The sequence below is a fragment of the Lagierella sp. genome (assembly GCF_029983815.1).
Classification (GTDB): domain Bacteria; phylum Bacillota; class Clostridia; order Tissierellales; family Peptoniphilaceae; genus Mediannikoviicoccus.
In genome coordinates this window covers 20,224-36,769 of the sequence record NZ_JASBYU010000017.1, presented here as the reverse complement: position 1 = coordinate 36,769, position 16,546 = coordinate 20,224, and the positions used below count along the sequence as shown (strand labels likewise).

Sequence of the window (16,546 nt, the reverse complement as noted above, 5' to 3'; positions counted from 1 at the left end):
AAGACGCAACCTTCACACCAACAGAAAAGAAAGATGCAACTTACACAGCAAACTTTAAGGAAGTTGTAGTTTCTACTCCAATAGTGAAACCTATTTATGAAAATGATAAAGATATTAAAGTTAAACCTGAGGAAGGTATAGATAAGATTCAAGTTAAACTTCCTAATGGTGAAACAGTTTCAGCTTCACTTAACAGTGGTCAATGGGGTACAATAGTGGATGACAAATTTACGCCATTCCCAACTAAAGAAATTGATGGAGAAAACTATGTATTATTACCTGTTCCTGAAAATGTAACTTTGGCACCTAAGGATAAAGTCGAAGTTATAAATTTTGCGGGTTCAAACGAATCAAAACCGGTAGTAGTAACTGTTTTAGAAAAACCAGTAGTAGAAGAATATGTAACAGTAACCTTTGATACAAATGGTGGCAGTGAAATAGCACCAATAAAAGTACAAAAAGGTAAGACTGTAGCAAAACCAGAAGATCCAACAAAAGAAGGATTGAAATTTGCAAGATGGGAACTAGATGGTAAAGAGTACGACTTCAATACACCAGTAGAAGAAAATATAACTCTAAAGGCAGTATGGTCAAGAGACTTAACCCCAATAGAACCAATAGAAATGGTAACAGTAACCTTTGATACAAATGGTGGAAGTGAAATAGCACCAGTAAAAGTACAAAAAGGTAAGACTGTAGCAAAACCAGAAGATCCAATAAAAGAAAACTATACTTTTATAGAATGGCAAAAAGATGGTAAAAAATACGACTTTACTACTCCAGTAATTGAAAATATTACCCTAAATGCAGTATTTAAAGAAAATGAAGTAACAGTTAAGTATGTTTCTAATGATACTGAAATGGGAACAGTAGACCCAGCAGAAGAAACAGTAAAAGTTGTAACAGGAGAACTACAAGGTTCAAGAGCTACGGCAGAAAAAGGATACGAATTTGTAAACTGGACAGATGAAAGTGGAAAAGAAGTATCAAAAGATGCAACCTTTACACCAACAGAAAAGAAAGATGCAACTTACACAGCAAACTTTAAGAAACTAGAAAAGGTACCAGAAGAGATCAGAGTAAACTTTGTAATAAAGGAATCTGACAAAGACAAAGCGGAATTTGTAGCAAATGAAGCTGGCGGAATAAACAATTCGATAGTATTTCCTAAGGGAAAAGATGCAAAAGAAGTAGAAGCCCAAGCACCAAAGGTAAAAGTAAAAGACGGATATGAATTCAAGGGCTGGACACCAGCATTTGAAGGAATCCTAAACGAAGATACAACTTATACTGCTGTAATAGAAAAGGTTAAGGTTAAACCAACTCCAGATCCTACACCTTCAGTTCCAGAGCCGACTCCAGCAGAGCCTAAGGATATTGTAACTGATAGAACTAAGGGTAAGGACAGAATTGAAACAGCTATAGAAATTTCAAAGAAATACTATGGACAAGCGGACACTGTAATAATCGTAGATAAGGCAAATTTCCCAGATGCGATGACAGCTTCTGTACTAGCAAAGTTATTGAAGGCTCCAATTCTATTGACTAATTCTAAGGATTTAGATAGTAGAGTAGCTGCTGAAATTAACAGACTTGGTGCTAGAGACATCATCATTGTTGGTGGTAGAACTTCTGTTTCTGAAGAAGTAAAAACTCAACTAGGTAAATTTGACAAGGACGACGTTGAAAGAATTTACGGTGGAAACAGATATGAAACTTCAGCACAAGTTGCTAGAAGAGTAGTTGGAATTACAGGTAAACTTGGAACAGGTGTTGTGGCAAGTGGAGAAGTTTTTGCTGATGCACTTACAGTAGGACCTTTCGCTTCAAGAGAAGGCTTCCCAATATTACTTGTTAAATCTGGATCAGTTCCAGGAACAATTAAAAATGCAATTGATGAATTAGCTATCTCAAGAGTTTATATAGCAGGTGGAAGTTCAAGTGTTTCAAGTGCTGCAACCAGTCAATTACCAACAGTAGTAGAAACAATGAAGGGAAGTACAAGATACGAAACAGCTATAGATATAGCGAAGAAACAATTCCCAAATGCTAAGTCAGTATTTGTAGCAAATGGACAAGAGTGGGCAGACGCACTAGTAATAGCACCAGTAGGTGGACTATTAGATATGCCAATTCTATTGACAAAAGCAAATGATGCACCTAAGACTTTAGTAGATTATATTAGAGAAAATAATATTGAAAAGATAACTGCCATTGGTGGTAGATCCATGGTAAGTGAAAAGGTGCTAAGCGATTTAGCTAAATAATAAAAAACTAGAGGCTGGAAAATTCCAGTCTCTTTGTTTGAGCACAGAAAAACTGTTGAGGAAAGTAAGACTCTCTCAACAGTTTTTCCATTTTTTAAAATCTGAATTATTTAAGAACTGCTCCTAGTGCGGCCATTGTAATATAATTATAAGGCTGATTGAAATGGGGCATAAAGAAGATATCTGTTAGAGCTAATTCGTCGATGGTTACATCTTTTTGAATTGCCAAGCTGAACATATGGATACCCATGGAAACGTCATAGGTGGATCCAAGTTGAGCGCCGATTATTCTTCTGTCATCTTTTCTATAAATTATCCTTATCTTTACTTTAGCGTTTGGCACATTTTCCATAAATCCTGGTTTTTGGAAGTCTTCAAAGTCTGTGTACTCAACATCTATTCCATATTTTTTTGCCAAGTCCAAAGACAATCCAGTCATTACTATTTTATGACCGTAGATTTGCATTCCAGATGAGCCTTGAACTCCAGGAGTCTCAATGTCCATTCCACATGCATTTAGAGCGGCTACTATTCCGGAACGAACTGCATTTGTAGCTAGTGCAACGTATTCTTGTTGCTCTGTAGGCTTGTAGTAGATAGTTGCGCAATCTCCAATGGCATAGATGTCTTTGTTTGAGGTTCTAAAATGTTTATCCACTAGGTAGGCACCTGTTTTATCATGTCTTTCTAAATTTTCAAGAAGATATACATTTGGTACAAAACCTATGGAATTTATTACAAGGTCAGCGTCGTAGGTACTATTATTTGTTACAACTTGTTTTACCTTTCCATCTTCGCCTTTAAATTCTACAACATCTTCATTGAATACTAGTTTTATTCCGTTTTCAGCCATTGCATCTTCTAAGTCCTTTGAAAACTCGTGGTCATAATAATTTTGTAGGATTTTTTCATCTCTTGTAACAAGGGTGGTGTTTTTGCCAATTCTTTGGAAGGCTTCTGCAAGTTCCACACCTATATATCCAGATCCTACTACAACTACATTTTTGATTTCTTCCCTTTGGCCAATGGCTTTTACCTTTTGGGCGTCTTGGAAGCGTTTTGCAACTTCTATATTCTCTAAGTCTTCTCCAGGAAGGCCGTTGGATCTTGGTCTAGAACCTGTTGCTATAATCAGCTTGTCATAGGATTCTTCAACCTCTTGCCCATCTTTTAATCTGACTTTTACAGTCTTTTTGTATTCATCTACAGAAAGTACTTCAGATTCCATATGTACTTTTGCGCCCTTTTCTTCAAAGATATTTTTGTTGCAGTAGAAAAGTCCATCTGATTTTGAAATTTGTTCTCCAATCCACAACGCCATTCCACAACCTAAGAAAGAAATATTGCTATTCTTATCAAATATGGTTAGCTCACAATCCTTAAAGTTGTCTAAAATGGTGTTAGATGCAGCTGTCCCTGCGTGATTTGCTCCAATTACTACGATTTTTGTCATTTTTATCCCCCTCATTCTTATTGAATTTAAACCCTACTAAAACAGTAGGATTTATAATTGGATTATAACATAATTGCCTAATATTTGCAATAAAGATTAGTAGAATTGGATACAACTGATTTTGATTATCATTTAATATAGACAAAAGGTAAATGAGTCAATAGAAGAGCGGTGTTGACTTGTAAAATAATAAGGATAGAGGGGTAAAAATTTTACTGTAAGTGCAATTAACTTTATTAATTAAAGAGGAAGTAATTAAGGAAATGAAGAAGGGCTAGTAGATTTTTAAAGCAAATTAAAGAAATATTGTTAGATTCTTCTACTCATAAAAGATTGTAAGATAAATGAATATTCGAAAGGAAAGGTAAGTAGAAAATTGTTCCAGTATTTTAGGAAAAATTATGATTTTCATTGATAATTCTTTTCAGATATGTTACAATAATGATGGTCAAAGAAAGTCAAAGTTAAGAGGAGGTTATTATGGAATATAAGGACTATTATAAAATACTCGGTGTGGAAAAATCTGCAACGGATAGCGAAATAAAACAGGCGTATAGAAAGTTGGCAAAGAAGTACCATCCGGATTTAAATCAAGGTGATGAGAAGGCCTCCGAAAAACTTAAGGAGATAAATGAGGCTTATGAAGTTCTTGGAGACAAGGACAAGAGGAAAAAGTATGATACTTTTGGATCTAGTTATAATTTTACTGGTGGACAAAACTTCGATCCTTCTGCCTACGGTTTTGACTTTTCAAATTTTGGAAATGGTAACACCTACACTTATACAAGTTCAGGCGGAGAAGGCTTTTCTGACTTCTTCAACATGTTCTTTGGTGGAGGTTTTGGTGGATTTGGAAGTAGGGCAAAGGACTCTGCAAGAGATATTTTCTCAGGGTTTACTGGAAAGTCCAAGAGACAAAGACAAAAGTATGAAACTGAAGTTTCAATTGGTTTAAAGGAAGCCTTTGACGGTGCTGAAAAAGTACTTAACTTGAATATAAATGGTGAGAATAAAACTTTAAATGTAAAAATTCCTAAGGGAATTTTACCAGGTAAGAAAATTAGAACTAAGGGTGAAAAGATAGGTCTAGACGGTGATATCTACATTAAGGTAAATGTAATTGACTCTGAAAACATCCTTGACGGTTTAGATATTACTAAGAAGGTTAAGGTCTATCCATGGGATGCATTACTTGGTGAGAAGGTAGTCGTTGACACTTTAGAGGGAAGGATAAAGGTTAGAATACCAGAAAAAATTAAATCTGGACAAAAAATTAAAGTGTCCAACAAAGGCTTTAGGGATATGAAAGGTAATAGAGGGGATTTATATTTGGAAATTCAAATTGTAAATCCTGACAGTTTAAACGATAGACAAATAGAATTATATAAGGAGTTAAAAAAGTCTGTAAGTGAAAGGTAAGGTGGAGGATTATGGATTTAAACAAACTTACTAAAAAATCTATGGAAGCGGTTCAAGAAGCTCAAAATATTGCTTTGAAAAATAAGAACCCAGAAATTACAGATCTACATCTTCACTATGCTCTCGTCTCCGACATTGAAGGGATGGTCAGCAAGACCTTGGAGAAGATGAATGTGGATAAGGAAGGCTATTTAAAGGATTTAACCTTTGAATTGGATAGGTTACCTAAGGTTGATAGTCCTTCAAATATATACCCTTCTCAACTTTTCCAAAGAATCCTTCTAATGGCGGAAGATGAAGCTAAGAGGATGAAGGACAGCTTTATTTCTGTGGAACATATTTATTTGGCGCTTATAAAAGAAAAGAATGTGACTTTTCCTGAAGTGTTAAGTCGTTACAATATAAGTACAAGGGAATTTGAAAATGCACTTAAGGAGATAAGAAAGGGCAATAGGGTTGAATCTGATGACCCTGAAAGCTCTATGAATGCCTTGGAGAAATACGGTAGGGATTTAACTGAAGATGCTAGAAAGGGAAAGATTGACCCGGTTATTGGCAGGGACGACGAGATAAGAAACTGTGTAAGAATTCTTTCTAGAAGGACTAAGAACAACCCTGTTTTAATTGGTGAACCGGGAGTTGGTAAGACTGCCATTGTGGAAGGTCTTGCTCAAAGGATAGTAAAGAATGATGTTCCTGAAACTTTGAGGGACAAGACTATCTTTGCACTGGACTTGGCTTCTCTAGTGGCCGGTGCAAAGTATAGAGGCCAATTTGAAGAAAGGCTAAAATCCGTTTTAAAGGAGATTAACGAGTCTGAAGGGGAGATAATACTATTTATCGACGAACTTCACACTCTAGTTGGTGCTGGGGCCTCTGAAGGGGCGATGGACGCATCCAATATGTTAAAACCAATGCTTGCAAGGGGAGAAATCCACACAATTGGTGCAACTACTTTGGATGAATATAGAAAATATATTGAAAAGGATGGGGCTTTGGAAAGAAGATTCCAAAAGGTATTGGTTACTGAACCGACTGTGGAGGATACTATATCAATTCTAAGAGGGATTAAGGAAAAATATGAAATTCACCATGGTATTAGAATATCCGACAATGCGGTAATTGCCTGTGCAACTCTATCCAATAGATATATCACCGACAGATTCTTACCTGACAAGGCTATAGACTTGATGGATGAGGCATCTGCCATGGTGAGAACTGAGATAGATTCCATGCCTTCTTCCCTTGATGAAAAGAATAGAAAGATTTTACAGCTCGAAATTGAAAGGGCTGCTTTAAAAAGGGAAGATGACTCCTTGAGTAAGAAAAGACTTGAGGACTTGGAAAAGGAATTACAGGATCTTAAGAGCGAATACGATATCGAATATGAAGACTGGAGAAAGCAAAAGTCTGCAATCGATGAGGTTAAGGAGCTTAAATCCAAGATAGATGAAGTAAAGATTGAAATGGAAGCTGCAGAGAGACATTACGACTTTGAAAAGTTATCCCAACTTCGATATGGTACATTGGCTAATCTTGAAACTCAGTTGGCGGAAGCTACTGAAAAAAATAAGAATAGCAGTTCCAATCTAAAGGAAGAGGTAACTGAAGAAGAGATTGCAGTGGTGGTTTCAAAATGGACCTCAATTCCAGTTTCTAAGCTTGTTGAGACTGAAAAGGATAGAATTTTAAATATGGATAAAATTCTTCATAGACGTGTTATCGGTCAAAACGAGGCGGTTACTGCAGTTACTGAGGCCATTATCCGCTCTAGGTCTGGTATTGGTTCCTTTGATAAACCGATCGGTTCCTTTATCTTCCTAGGTCCTACAGGTGTTGGTAAGACCGAGCTTGCAAAGGCATTGACGGAAGCTATGTTTGATGATGAGAAGAATTTGATTAGGATAGATATGAGTGAGTATATGGAAAAGCATTCTGTGTCTAGACTTGTTGGTTCTCCTCCAGGATATGTTGGATATGAAGAGGGTGGACAGCTAACAGAAGCCGTTAGAAGAAAGCCTTATTCAGTAGTTTTATTTGATGAGATCGAAAAGGCCCATCCGGATGTTTTCAACATTTTGTTACAAGTTCTAGATGATGGTAGATTAACCGACAATCAAGGAAGGACTGTGGATTTTAAAAACACCATTATAATTATGACTTCCAATATCGGTTCTGAAACCCTACTAGAAGGAATTGACAAGGATGGCGAAATTTCCCAAGGGGCTAGGGATACGGTTATGGATAAGATGAAATATACCTTTAGACCTGAGTTTTTAAACAGGGTGGACAATATAGTCTTATTTAAACCATTAACCGAAAATGAAGTGTATGATATTTTAGATAATGACATCAAGGAAATTGAAGACAGATTAAGGGATAGACAAATTAGCGTTAAGTTAGATAAGGTTGCTAAGGAGCTTATTCTTGCAAGGGCCTACGATGTTCATTATGGTGCAAGGCCTATTAAGAGATTTTTACAAAAGTATGTGGAAACAGAACTTGGTAGAAAGCTTTTAAAGGGTGAAGTGTTTGATGAAGACAATGTGCTAATCACTGTTGAAGATGGAGAATTGACCATTGTAACTGAGTAGATAAGATAAACCATTGTAGTATTCACATTATGAGATGTCTAGGAAAATCTGGGCATCTTTTTTTTATTGGTATGATGATACTTGCAGAAATTTATAGACTGTGGTATACTAAAGTCAAATTTATATATTGACGTTGAAGAGAAATAGTAGGTAGGAAAGTCTTGTAGAGAGTGACCGTGTGGTGAAAGGTTGCAGGTGGAACTATTGAATCCGTCTTGGAGTCATGCCAATGAAGAGACACTTATGTGTAATTAGGGTGGCAACGCGGGTTAACTCGTCCCTTTGTGGGAACGGGTTTTTTTATTGTTCCCATTTAGGTTTGATACTGTTGAACTATGTAATTGACATCGAATTTTAAAATTGGGAGGAATTTATGTTAGATATTAAAAGAATTAGAAATAATAGGCAAGAGGTTCTTGCTGCACTGGCAAAGAGAAGGGGAGAGTTTCCTATAGAAAAGGTAATCTTACTGGATGAAAAGAGAAGGGAGCTTATCTCAGAAGTTGAAGAAAAAAAGGCGGAACAAAATAGAATTTCCAAACAAGTTCCCCTTATGAAAAAAGAGGGTAAGGATACAACGGAAATCTTTAGCCAGATGAAGGAGTTATCCAACGAGATTAAGAAGATGGATGAAGATGTAAAGGTACATGATGAAGAAATTAGAGAGCTTTTACTTTCAATCCCAAACACTCCTCATGAATCTGTTCCCGTTGGAACAGATGATACTGAAAATGAAGAGATGAGAAGGTGGAAAGAGCCAAGGGACTTTGGATTTGAACCAAAGGCTCACTGGGATATAGGTACGGATTTAGATATTTTAGACTTTGAAAGGGGTTCAAAGATCTCTGGTACGAGATTTTCTGTATTCAAAGGCCTAGGGGCTAGGCTTGAGAGAGCGCTAATCAACTTTATGGTGGACTTACATGTGGAAAGACATAACTTTGAAGAGGTTTGGATTCCAAGCTTAATCAATAAAAAGTCCATGTATGGTACTGGACAGCTGCCAAAGTTTTCTGAAGATATGTTCTATGTTCCTCAAAAGGAAATGTACCTTGCACCTACAGCGGAGGTTCCTGTAACAAATTTACTATCTGATGAGATAATTGATGGCGAAAGATTGCCAATATACTACACTGCCTATTCACCTTGTTTTAGAGCAGAAGCTGGTTCTGCCGGAAGGGATACTAGAGGTCTAATTAGAAACCATCAGTTTGATAAGGTTGAAATGGTTAAGTTTACAAGACCAGAGGATTCCTTTGAGGAGCTGGAAAAACTTACGGACAACGCTGAAGAAGTTTTAAGGCTTTTGGATATACCTTATAGAGTGGTTAAACTTTGTACGGGAGACTTGGGATTTAGTTCAACCATGACCTATGATGTAGAAGTTTGGATGCCTAGTTATGGAAGGTATGTTGAAATTTCATCATGCTCTAACTTCTTGGACTTCCAAGCTAGAAGGGCAAATATTAAGTATAGGGACGAAAATAAAAAGGTTCACTTTGTTCATACTTTAAATGGTTCAGGATTGGCTGTTGGTAGGACATTGGCGGCAATTTTAGAAAATTATCAAAATGAAGATGGATCGGTGACAATACCAAAGGTGTTGGTGGAATATATGAGATCCTGTGAAAAGATAGAAAAGAAATAGTTGATGTGAAACTAGACTGGTACTTTGTGACTTGTCGAGCACTCATGTATGAGTGCTTGACTATCTACCTAAAAATTTAAATTTTTCCTCTTTAGTGATATAATATTACTAAAACCTATCTAATGCCTAGTCATTAATTAAAATTTACTATATAGAGGAGCTTTCATCATTATTTTAAGCTAAACTTTCGATGATTGCATGAGATATTCAAAATGGAGGAAGTATGAAGAATTTAAAAAAGGTCTTATTATTTGCACTGACCTTAGTACTATTGTTACCACAAATAGCATTTGCAGAGTCACCATTACATTTTGGTCCTAGAACCAAGGGCTACATGATTGTAGACTACGATACTGACAGCTTTATAAGTGGAAACAATATGGATGAAGAGGTCTATATTGCAAGTATAACAAAGCTAATGACCTATATTTTAGTCAAAGAGAAGATAACCACTGGTGAAGTCAATGTTTCAGATATTGTAAAGATTACTCCAGAAATGGCGGCTATTCCCGGATCGTCTATGAATCTTCAACCAAATATGGAAGTTACCGTAAACGATCTATTGGAAGGGTTAATTGTATTATCTGGAAACGACGCTTCCTACACTCTTGCACTAAAAGTTGCTGGTGATGAAAAGAGTTTTGTTAAGATGATGGATGAAAAGGCAAAGGAGATTGGCCTTGAAAAAGCTAAATTCTTAAATTCTACAGGTCTACCAGTTGGAGATACTGAAAATTCCATGACCGTTAGGGATGTATATAAACTTGCAAAGTATGTACTAGACACCTATCCAGAGATTTTGGAACTTTCTTCCATGACTAGATATGTAAACACCAAGTACAAGGTGGACAAACCTACGACAATTCCACTGGTAGGAATTGAGCCTGGAGTGGATGGTCTTAAAACGGGAACTACGGATTTGGCAGGATATTCTGTTATTTCCACCTTTAGACCTTTAAAGAATGAAACTTTGAAAAATGAAAGGTTTTTAGCCGTTATAATGGGTGCTGGAAGTCCTCAGGATAGACAGGCAATCGTGGGAGAAATAGTGGACTATATCACTAAGAATTATGTAAATGGTGAGATTATCGACAATGACAAGGTATATCAAACCATCTATGTAAATTCCATCGACAAGGGATTTATAGACATCTATCCCAATTCTGACAAAAAGGCTGTCTACGATAAAAATAAGAACTTTATCGTGGGACAAAAATTTAAAATAACAGAACAAGGACCTTTTAAGGCAGGAGATAAGGTTGGGGTATTGAATCTGACGGGAAATAATGGTAAAGTATATAATGTTGACTTAGTCGTAAGGGAAGACTATAAGAAGGCGGGTTTCTTCACTAGAGTAAAGAGACTGGCCAAAGATATGGGCTTGAGGACTAAGACTTTACTCAATATATATTAAGCCCCCATAATTAAGCAGGATATAATACTCCCCTCCTAAGGGAGATTCACTGGTTCGAGTCCGGTTGGGGGTGCCATAACCTTATTTTATAAGCTCTACATATGTAGGGCTTTTTTTTATTGTTTCATCAAATTGAAATTCTTAGTTGCAGTTTTAAAAAGTTCCACAACTCCATCTAAAATCATCTTCCTTTGATTTGAGGGAAGGTCCTTTAGTGACAGGGTAAGCTGCCCGATGGTCTTAATAAAATCTGCATTTGTAAAATTGTAATTTATCTCGGTTTTACCGATATTGTAAAAGAGTTTATAGAGGTATTTGAAGAACATCTTTCTATTCTCTTCTGGAATATTTAACATCCACTCTTTTAAAGTAAATTCTGCAAATTTGCTTTCAGGGGATCTGTCCGGAAGGTAGTTAAAGTCCGGTCCTGCCAATCCCCAGTAAAATATATCGTGTTGGGCAAAGTTCTTTTCAGTGGAGGAGACTATTTTTATTTCTCCCTCCTGCTCAAGTAAGGTTCCCACAACTGAACCCTCGGGTATGTAGTGGGTCATCTTTTCATTGGCCCTTCTTTTAACTTCTCCCTTTAAAATCTTAGACTGTAGACCGGGACCATCAAAGTTATAGGCCCCAACAATCTTTTTATAACTTTCTTCTTTACAGTGGGTCAAGCTAAATAAAGCAAGGTTTCCTCCTTTGGAATGGCCTGTAAGGATCAAACTTTTAAAATCCTTAGCCATATGGTCAAGGTAGTTTGTTGCGTCCTGTTGAGATGGAATATAATCTAAAAAGCTGAGATTGAAGTCCTCCTTCCAACCAACGAGGGTTTTATCGGTTCCTCTAAAGGAGATTACTCCGGTGGAGTTTGGTAGTTTAAAGGATATGGCAGAAAATTGTTTTTCTATCTCCAAATCGATTTCATCTCTAAATCCAAGGGCTTGAATATCCTTGTATCTCTCTAAATTGCAGATGCTCTTTAGTAGTTTTGCATCCTCAGGTAAGACTAAAGAGTTTTCAAAGTCCCTGTGTTTAACTAGTTTATGTGCCAATTTACCAAGGGGGATTTCATCATTTTCATCCATACAAAGACCCATTGGAAGATAGGATAGTCTGGCAAAGATCACCGCATCTATAGGGTTTAGATCGTCATTTAAAAATGTTATATCGCCTCTGAAGTTAAGATAGTCATAGATATTATAGGTCATTATTTTCCTCGTCATTTTTAATCTTAGATTTAACTGATATGGTTACTCCAATAAAGATTATTAAAAAGCAAACCAGTGCATATACCAAATTCAGTATGAGTTTTTTAGAAGATTTGGTATTTGTTGAAATTTCAATTTCGTCACCGTTTTTCACGATTTCATAGGTATGGGTGTTAAGGTGATTGTCTTGATACACCTTGTAATTGTCCAGGTTTTCTATATTGTAATAGACAGAATCCCTGGTGTATAGAGGTAATATCATGCTTTTATTGTAGGTTACAGCAGTATATGTTTCTCCTGTCTTAAATAATAGAAGGTAGGAGGACTTGGTGCTGGACTTCTTTATAAGTTTTACTTCCCCTTCATCTTCAGGAACGTATTTTAAAAGAAAGTCCACTGCGTTATTATTAAGTTTACGTTGTGGAATAGTATAGAAATTGCTGTCATCTAGGATAAATAAGAATACCAGAAGTGCTAAAATAATAGCTGAGATTAAAATATAAGTATCTTTGTTTCTTCGTTTCATTTTCATTCCTTTCCTATAAGATGGTATAATCAGTGTAGGTGATACTATGTTGAAAGTGTTGATAATTCTATTTATGCTCCTTATATTAAGGGAGATCATAGAGACCATTAAAAACAAGAAAGTAGGGCAGCCTTTAAATAAAATCTTTAAAGGCAAAAACTTTTACTTTCTTTATATCACAACCCTAGTTTTGATCATGGCAATCTTATTGCTGGTATATTTTAAAGGTCAAATCCCCAGTTGATTAAAGCATCAGCCTATGATCATCTCTCCAAACTTCATCTATAATTGCTGATCCAAGGCATATTTCCTCTTGGTATAGGACTGCCGCCTGTCCTGGGGTGACAGACTTTACATGATCGTAGGTTAGTTCGACTTTATCCTCATCTAAAAACTTTACATGGACTGGAATGTCCTTTTGTCTATATCTAAATTTTGCAGTGCAGTCAAATTCCTTGGGAAACTTTTCAGTCATTGGAGTGGAAAATTGAGATGCTAAGAGCCTGTTTGAAAACAGGTGTTCATTTTCAGAGCCTTGGCATACTATCAGTTCGTTTTTTTCGATATTTTTCCCACAGACAAACCAGGCTTCTCCGTCTCCGCCAATTCCTAGACCCCTTCGTTGACCGATTGTATGGTACATTAAACCTTCGTGGCTTCCCATTACTTCTCCGTCGACAGAGACCATCTTTCCTTTTCTTGCAGGCAGATAATTCGATAGAAATTCATTGAAATTTCTTTCTCCAATAAAGCAAATTCCAGTAGAATCCTTCTTTTCCGCTGTGGCCAGATTATGTTTTCTTGCCAATTCCCTAACTTGGGACTTTTGTAAGTCACCAATTGGGAAAATCACATTTTTAATTTGATCCTGGGAAAGCTGACTTAAAAAATAGGACTGGTCCTTATTGTTGTCCAAGCCTCTAAGGAGAAGTTTTGAACCGTCCTTTCCTTCGCCGATTCTTGCATAGTGGCCAGTTGCTACTAAATCAAAACCCAAATCGTAGGCAAAGTTTAAGAAAGCTTTAAATTTAATCTCCTTATTACACATTATGTCAGGGTTTGGGGTTCTACCCTTCTTGTATTCCTCTAAAAAGTAGGTGAAGACCCTGTCGTAGTATTCCTTTTCAAAATTTATGGAATAGTAGGGGATCTTTAGTTGATTACATACTTTAACTACGTCTTCATAGTCCTTTTCTGCCGTACAGACACCATTTTCATCGGAATCGTCCCAGTTTTTCATAAAAATTCCCGTAACATCATAGCCCTGTTCCTTTAGTAGGAGGGCTGCAACGGAGGAGTCTACACCGCCGCTTATTCCTAAAACTACCTTCTTTTTAATCTTCCTCACCTACCTTTCTATCATAGAGTTCTTTTATGGTTTTAATAGTGTATTTTACATCTTCCATGGTGTTGGTAAATCCAAAACTAAATCTAATTGAATTCATGGCTCTTTCTTTATCGTACATTGCAGTAATAACATGGCTTTCTTCGAGGGAGCCTGCAGAACATGCTGAACCTGCTGATGCACAAATTCCCTTCATATCTAGATATGTCAAAAGCAAATCGGATTTTGCAAAGGGAAAGTATAGATTTAAAATATGGTCAGAAGAATGTTCCAAAGTGCCATTTATTTCAAAAGGGATTTCGTTTTTTTTAAGATCTCGAATAAATCCTTCCTTGATTTCCTTTACAAGAGGCCTTTCACTAACTATTTTATCATAGGATTTGGCCATGGTATAAGCTCCCATAACAAAGGAAGTTCCACCACGTCTTTGTTTTTCCTGCTGGCCACCATAGATTAGGTTTTGGATATCATCTTTTAAATATAGTAATCCAAATCCGTTTATCCCGCCGATTTTATGCCCAGAAATCGCCATGGAATCACATCTTGAAAAATCAAAATCCATATGTCCAAAACCTTGAACATTGTCTATGTGAAGCCAAACCTCTCTGTCCTTTAAAATTTGGGAAATCCTATCTAAATCCTGAACTGTGCCGGATTCATTGTTTACCAAAGTTAAAATCAATAAAGTTTTTTCATAAGAAAACCCTTGGGAATTATTTTCTCCTAACTTTTTTTCTAAATCGGTAAGGTTTATTCTACCGTCCTTACAAATCTCGATATATTCCACATTTGCATTTAATTTATCCAAAGTGTTTAATACCGATGGATGGTCAGCTCTTGTACATAGTATTCTATAGCCTAAAGCATTGAAATGCTTTATAATCGTATTATTTCCCTCGGAAGCTCCCGAATTAAAGATGATGGATTTGGAAGAAAGGTTTAAGACCTTGGAAAGTTTTTGTCTTGAATCTTCCAGTATCTTATTAGCGCTTCTTCCCAGTTTATGAAGGGAGTCCGGGTTTGCGTTATATTCATTAAAATTATTTAATATGTCTTCAAATATTTCTCTTCTCTTTATCGAAGTAGCTGCGTAGTCAAAGTAAATCATAATACCTCCGTAAATACTTATTTTAACACAATTAGGGACCTTTCTTCCACTATATAGTGCAGATAGGCCAGCAAGTTTAATTGTATGGTTAAAGGATTGTTAGATGGGTATATTCAGCTTAGAGGTGATTTAATTGAATTTTAAACCGATACACAGCTGTATAAGAGTTGTAGACTTAGAAAAATCTGTAGAATTTTATAAAAATGCATTTGGTTTTGTGGAAACACGTAGGAAGGATTATCCAGAGGACAAGTTTACCCTAGTTTATATGGCGCCTGAGAAAGGCGAGTTCGAACTGGAACTTACCTATAACTATGACCACGAACCCTATGAAATTGGCGATGGATATTCTCATATTGCCTTGGAAGTTGACGATTTAGAGAAATACCATGAAGAACATAAGAAAGCAGGATACAAAGTTACAGACCTTGGCGGACTTTCAGACTCCAAGGAACCAAAATTTTATTTCATAACAGATCCAGATGGATATGATATTGAAATAATCAGAGCATAGCAATCTCCTTTAAAATTTTTATAAGCATAGACAAAAGCCCGGTTAGCCGGGCTTTTGTAATGTGTATTTTTATTTATTACTCTTGTAAAAATCCTCTCTGTAAATACAAGCGGATTTGTGACCTTTACTAACTTCCAATAGGGCCGGTTGCTCCAAGGTACATTTTTCAGTCCTATAGGGACAACGGCTTTGAAATACACAACCCTTTGGCAGATCGATAGGACTTGGGATTTCTCTATTGGTACTAACTAAGGCCTTTCTATCCTTATTTACTTCTGGCTTTAACACTGAGCCAAGTAATTCCTTGGTGTAGGGATGGCAAGGATTTTTATAGATTTCATCGCTGTCGCCTATTTCCACAAGATGCCCCAGGTATAAAACTCCTATTCTATGGGAGATATGTTCCACCATAGCCAAGTCGTGGGCGATAAAGAGGTAGGTTAGACCAAGTTCCTTTTGTAAATCCTCTAATAGGTTAACAATTTGGGCTTGAATTGAAACGTCCAAGGCAGAAATTGGCTCGTCACATAGGATGAACTCAGGGTTTGTGGATATGGCCCTAGCAATGGATATCCTCTGTCTTTGACCTCCACTGAACTGTCCAGGCTTTTTAAACATGATCTCCTTGGACAATCCAACCTTATTTAGTAAATCCTCGACCATGGATCTAATTTTTTTATTGTCATAATTAAATCTGGTTCTAAGGGGTTCTGCAATTATGTCAAAGACCATTAGTGTTGGATTCAATGAGGAATAGGGGTCTTGAAAGATGGCCTGTATTTCACTTTGCATGGTCTTTATCGTCTTTTTATCGCTTATATCTGCACCCTTATATTTTACACTTCCCTCGGTAATATCTGAAATACCGGTTATGCATTTTCCCAAAGTGGATTTACCACTTCCAGACTCCCCGACAAGGCCAAGGGTTTCTCCCTTTCGGATTTCCAAGGTGACGCCGTCTAAAGCCTTTAAGTATTTTTGTTCTTCAAATAACTTATTCTTTTTTACTGGGAAGTGTTTTTTTAAATTTTTAATTTCATATATTATTTCCAT

The 16,546-nt window shown here is 36.5% G+C and carries 12 protein-coding genes and 1 tRNA gene; 7 read left to right on the top strand and 6 right to left on the bottom strand.

The annotated features are described in order from the left end of the window. Positions 1–2,267 (top strand): cell wall-binding repeat-containing protein (locus tag Q1K37_RS07060; RefSeq protein ID WP_300410833.1); only part of this gene is annotated, 2,267 nt, incomplete at its 5' end. 106 nt (positions 2,268–2,373) lie between these two features. Here the strand turns inward: Q1K37_RS07060 and nox are convergent. Beyond that, positions 2,374–3,720 carry a H2O-forming NADH oxidase gene (nox, locus tag Q1K37_RS07055; protein WP_300410832.1) on the bottom strand — a complete coding sequence of 449 codons (1,347 nt, stop codon included), beginning with the start codon at positions 3,718–3,720 and terminating at the stop codon, positions 2,374–2,376. 480 nt (positions 3,721–4,200) lie between these two features. Here nox and Q1K37_RS07050 point away from each other — a divergent pair, with 480 nt between their 5' ends. The 5 genes from Q1K37_RS07050 (at position 4,201) to Q1K37_RS07030 (ending at position 10,871) form a co-directional block, all read left to right on the top strand. Next, a complete protein-coding gene (locus Q1K37_RS07050; protein WP_300410830.1) occupies positions 4,201–5,139 on the top strand; it encodes a J domain-containing protein in 939 nt (312 codons plus the stop codon). An 11-nt stretch (positions 5,140–5,150) separates the two neighbouring features. Then, positions 5,151–7,733: an ATP-dependent chaperone ClpB gene (gene clpB / locus Q1K37_RS07045; protein ID WP_300410828.1), complete on the top strand. Its 2,583-nt coding sequence runs from the start codon at positions 5,151–5,153 to the stop codon at positions 7,731–7,733. A 373-nt stretch (positions 7,734–8,106) separates the two neighbouring features. Further along, positions 8,107–9,381 carry a serine--tRNA ligase gene (gene serS / locus Q1K37_RS07040; RefSeq protein ID WP_300410826.1) on the top strand — a complete coding sequence of 425 codons (1,275 nt, stop codon included), beginning with the start codon at positions 8,107–8,109 and terminating at the stop codon, positions 9,379–9,381. Positions 9,382–9,604: 223 nt separating this feature from the next. Then, positions 9,605–10,795: a D-alanyl-D-alanine carboxypeptidase family protein gene (locus Q1K37_RS07035; protein ID WP_300410825.1), complete on the top strand. Its 1,191-nt coding sequence runs from the start codon at positions 9,605–9,607 to the stop codon at positions 10,793–10,795. After that, positions 10,796–10,871 (top strand) — tRNA-Arg (locus Q1K37_RS07030). A gap of 40 nt (positions 10,872–10,911) precedes the next feature. On the opposite strand, the gene Q1K37_RS07025 is transcribed toward Q1K37_RS07030, so the two are convergent. The 4 genes from Q1K37_RS07025 to Q1K37_RS07010 all read right to left on the bottom strand — a co-directional run bounded on the left by Q1K37_RS07025 (position 10,912) and on the right by Q1K37_RS07010 (position 14,979). Continuing rightward, on the bottom strand, positions 10,912–12,000 hold the full coding sequence (locus Q1K37_RS07025; protein ID WP_300410823.1) for an Mbeg1-like protein: 1,089 nt from the start codon (positions 11,998–12,000) through the stop codon (positions 10,912–10,914). Further along, complete coding sequence (locus Q1K37_RS07020) at positions 11,990–12,526, bottom strand: hypothetical protein (protein WP_300410821.1); 537 nt, start codon at positions 12,524–12,526, stop codon at positions 11,990–11,992. Before Q1K37_RS07020 ends, Q1K37_RS07025 begins: the two co-directional genes overlap by 11 nt. Positions 12,527–12,770: 244 nt before the next feature. Then, the gene (mnmA, locus tag Q1K37_RS07015; RefSeq protein ID WP_300410820.1) at positions 12,771–13,874 is read right to left on the bottom strand and encodes a tRNA 2-thiouridine(34) synthase MnmA; all 1,104 of its coding nucleotides are present in this window, start codon (positions 13,872–13,874) and stop codon (positions 12,771–12,773) included. After that, positions 13,861–14,979: a cysteine desulfurase family protein gene (locus Q1K37_RS07010; RefSeq protein WP_300410819.1), complete on the bottom strand. Its 1,119-nt coding sequence runs from the start codon at positions 14,977–14,979 to the stop codon at positions 13,861–13,863. Before Q1K37_RS07010 ends, mnmA begins: the two co-directional genes overlap by 14 nt. 133 nt (positions 14,980–15,112) lie before the next feature. Between Q1K37_RS07010 and Q1K37_RS07005 the strand changes: the two genes are divergently transcribed. Next, a complete protein-coding gene (locus tag Q1K37_RS07005) occupies positions 15,113–15,493 on the top strand; it encodes a VOC family protein (RefSeq protein WP_300410817.1) in 381 nt (126 codons plus the stop codon). 69 nt (positions 15,494–15,562) lie between these two features. On the opposite strand, the gene Q1K37_RS07000 is transcribed toward Q1K37_RS07005, so the two are convergent. Then, positions 15,563–16,546, bottom strand: coding sequence for an ABC transporter ATP-binding protein (locus Q1K37_RS07000; RefSeq protein ID WP_300410816.1), 984 nt, complete (start codon positions 16,544–16,546; stop codon positions 15,563–15,565).

Bases quoted from the DNA above. Each gene is read 5' to 3' on its own strand.
- nox (WP_300410832.1), bottom strand. From the start codon at position 3,720: ATGACAAAAATCGTAGTAATTGGAGCAAATCACGCAGGGACAGCTGCA.
- Q1K37_RS07050 (WP_300410830.1), top strand. From the start codon at position 4,201: ATGGAATATAAGGACTATTATAAAATACTCGGTGTGGAAAAATCTGCA.
- clpB (WP_300410828.1), top strand. From the start codon at position 5,151: ATGGATTTAAACAAACTTACTAAAAAATCTATGGAAGCGGTTCAAGAA.
- serS (WP_300410826.1), top strand. From the start codon at position 8,107: ATGTTAGATATTAAAAGAATTAGAAATAATAGGCAAGAGGTTCTTGCT.
- Q1K37_RS07035 (WP_300410825.1), top strand. From the start codon at position 9,605: ATGAAGAATTTAAAAAAGGTCTTATTATTTGCACTGACCTTAGTACTA.
- Q1K37_RS07025 (WP_300410823.1), bottom strand. From the start codon at position 12,000: ATGACCTATAATATCTATGACTATCTTAACTTCAGAGGCGATATAACA.
- Q1K37_RS07020 (WP_300410821.1), bottom strand. From the start codon at position 12,526: ATGAAACGAAGAAACAAAGATACTTATATTTTAATCTCAGCTATTATT.
- Q1K37_RS07010 (WP_300410819.1), bottom strand. From the start codon at position 14,979: ATGATTTACTTTGACTACGCAGCTACTTCGATAAAGAGAAGAGAAATA.
- Q1K37_RS07000 (WP_300410816.1), bottom strand. From the start codon at position 16,546: ATGGAAATAATATATGAAATTAAAAATTTAAAAAAACACTTCCCAGTA.